The organism is Microbacterium sp. (assembly GCF_003248605.1).
GTDB lineage: Bacteria > Actinomycetota > Actinomycetes > Actinomycetales > Microbacteriaceae > Microbacterium.
In genome coordinates this window covers 1-2,938 of record NZ_QFPF01000170.1, presented here as the reverse complement: position 1 = coordinate 2,938, position 2,938 = coordinate 1, and the positions used below count along the sequence as shown (strand labels likewise).

Here is a 2,938-nt window from a genome sequence, read left to right as displayed (position 1 = left end):
GTCGCGGGCCTGCAGCGCCGTCAGACGACCGGTGAGCTGCGCGCCGATCTCGGACGCGCGCTCGAGCAGACCGTCCGCCTCGTACGATTCGATCGCCGCGAGCGCCGCGACGCACGCGAGCGGATTGCCGCCGTAGGTGCCGCCGAGTCCGCCCGCGTGCGGGGAATCCATGATCTCGGCGCGCCCGGTCACCCCCGACAGGGGTAGTCCGTCGGCGATGCCCTTCGCCGTGACGACGAGGTCGGGCACGATGCCGAAGTGCTCGCTCGCGAACCAGCGTCCGGTGCGGGCGAAGCCCGTCTGCACTTCGTCGGCGATGAAGACGGCGCCGTTGTCGCGGCACCAGTCGACGAGGGTGTTCAGGAACCCGTCGGCGGGGACGATGAATCCGCCCTCGCCCTGGATCGGCTCGATGATGACCGCCGCGACGTTCTCGGCGCCGACTTGCTTCTCGATCAGCGTGATCGCGCGGGCGGCGGACTCGGGTCCGGTGAGGCCGTCGTGGAAGGGGTACGACATCGGCGCGCGGTAGACCTCGCCGGCGAAGGGGCCGAAACCGTGCTTGTAGGGCATGTTCTTGGCCGTGAGGGCCATCGTGAGGTTGGTGCGTCCGTGGTAGGCGTGATCGAACGCGATGACGGCCTGGCGTCCCGTGTGCTTGCGGGCGATCTTGACCGCGTTCTCGACGGCCTCGGCGCCCGAGTTGAACAGGGCCGTGCGCTTGTCGTGGTCGCCCGGAGTCAGGCGATTCAGCGCCTCGGCGACCGCGATGTACGACTCGTAGGGGGCGATCATGAAGCACGTGTGCGTGAAGCGCGCGACCTGCTCGGTCACCGCGGTCACGACGCGGGGATTGGCGTTGCCCGCCGTCGTGACCGCGATGCCCGACCCCAAGTCGATGAGCGAGTTGCCGTCGGCGTCGACGACGACGCCCCCGCCGGCCGCGACGGCGGCGATCGGCACCGTGTGGCCGACTCCCGCCGCGACGGCCCGCGCCTTCCGATCCAGCACCTCGCGCGAGCGGGGTCCCGGCAGTTCGGTGACCAGGCGCCGCTCCTGAGGCAGTGTCGGGCCGCCGACCGGACGCGGGGCAAGGGTTTCGGTGACGCTCATGAGCGCCGAGCGTAGGGGCGGATGCTGCGCGACAGCATCCGCCCCTGTGTACATTCTTTGCGAACGTGCTGTACGAGGTGTACACCGGAGACGTGAACGCGCACACCCCCGCCCCGACGTTGCGAGCACTGCTCGGCCGAACCGAGCTGCGACTCGCACTCGCCGTGCGCGATGAGGACCTGCCGACGGGCGCCCTCGACGCCCCCATCCGCTGGGTGCACAGCTCGGATCTCGCCGACCCGACTCCGTTCCTCTCGGAGGGGCTGGCGCTGCTGACCACCGGCACGCAGTTCACCACCGCGGGCGAGGACCCCGAGCCCTACGAGGCCTACGTGGCGCGCCTGGTCGTGCGCGGGGTGGTCGCCCTGGGCTTCGGCACCGAGGTCGTGCGCGCGGGGATTCCCGCGCCTCTCGCCCGCGCGTGCGCCGACGCTCGCCTCCCCCTGTTCGAGGTTCCCTACCGCACCCCGTTCATCGCGGTCGCGCGCGCCAACGCCGAGGCGATCGCCGCGCAGGACTACGCCCGACGCAGCTGGTCGCTCGCCGCCCAGCGCTCCATCGCTCTCGCCGCCCTGCGCCCGGACGGTCTCGACGAGAGCATCGCCGAACTGTCCCGCCAGCTGGGCGCGTGGGTGGGCCTCTTCGACGGTGGAGGCGGGCTGGCCGTCGAACACCCGCCCGGGTCGCTCGGCACCGGGGTGCCCGCGGCCGTCGCGGACGAGGCCCGCCGCGTGCTGCGCCGCGGGGCGCGGGCCGCGTCGACCCTGCGGGCGGACGAGGCGCCGTACACCCTGCAGACCCTCGGCCGCGGCGGTCATCTGCGCGGCGTGATCGCGGTGGCCGGCGACCTCGATGCGGAGGCGCGGGTGGTCGTGACCTCCGTCGTCGCGATGGTGGGTCTGGCTCTCGAGCAGGGGCGCGACCTCGCCCGGGCGCGTGTCCAGCTGCGGGGCGCGCTCGTGCAGCTGCTGCGCGCGGGGCGCGTGGGCGAGGCCCGCCGTGTGGCCCGCGAGCTCTGGGGCGGGCTACCCCCCGCCCCCGTGCACATCGCCTGGACGGATGCTGCCGCCTCTCGCCGCGAGAGCCTCGTCACGGGTCTCGACGCGATCGCCGAGCAGCATCGCGGCGCCGTGATCCACGGCCGCACCGAGGACGGCATCGTGCTGATCGTCGGTGCGGGTGCGGGCGCGGGTGCGGGTGCGGGCGCGGGCGCAGGTGCGGGTGCGGGCGCGGATGATCCGCTGCCGGCGGTGGCCGCGCTCGCCCGCGAGCACGATCTGCGGATCGGCGTGTCCGACGCCGTGGCCTACGAACAGCTCGCGGCCGGGCTCGAGCAGGCGCGGATCGCGCGGGAGCGCGGCGCGGGCACCGGACTCGCGCGGTTCGGCGACGCCGCGCGAGACGGGGTCCTCGCCCTCGTCGACGCCGAGGCCGCCCGCGCCATCGCACGGTCGCGGCTCGCTCCCCTGCTCGAGCGCGACGCGACCGCGGGATCGACCCTCATCGCGACCCTGCGCACGTGGCTCGAGCAGGACGGCTCGAACGAACGCACGGCACAGGAGCTCGGCATCCATCGTCATACGGTGCGGGCGCACGTGGCCCTCGCCGCCCGTCTGCTCGGCCGCGACCTGTCGGGCTTCGCCGCGCGCGCCGACCTCTGGACCGACCTGCGCGCGCTGCACTGACGCCCACCCCTGCCCCCGCGGGCCCCGCGTCGCGCCGAACCCACACATTTGCAGCGAAACCCCACCCGACGAATGGTGGCTCGCTGCAAAAATGTGGGTTCGGCGTAGCGGCGGGCGCGGCGCGGCGCGGCGGCGCGGCG

2 protein-coding genes are annotated in these 2,938 nt (G+C 73.9%); one reads left to right on the top strand and one right to left on the bottom strand.

The features are described from left to right. Window positions 1-1,113 (bottom strand): aminotransferase class III-fold pyridoxal phosphate-dependent enzyme (locus DI573_RS14575; RefSeq protein ID WP_292815846.1); only part of this gene is annotated, 1,113 nt, incomplete at its 3' end. Between the two features lie 65 nt (window positions 1,114-1,178). Between DI573_RS14575 and DI573_RS14570 the strand changes: the two genes are divergently transcribed. Next, the gene (locus tag DI573_RS14570; protein WP_292815843.1) at window positions 1,179-2,798 is read left to right on the top strand and encodes a PucR family transcriptional regulator; all 1,620 of its coding nucleotides are present in this window, start codon (window positions 1,179-1,181) and stop codon (window positions 2,796-2,798) included. Window positions 2,799-2,938 lie beyond the last annotated feature (140 nt).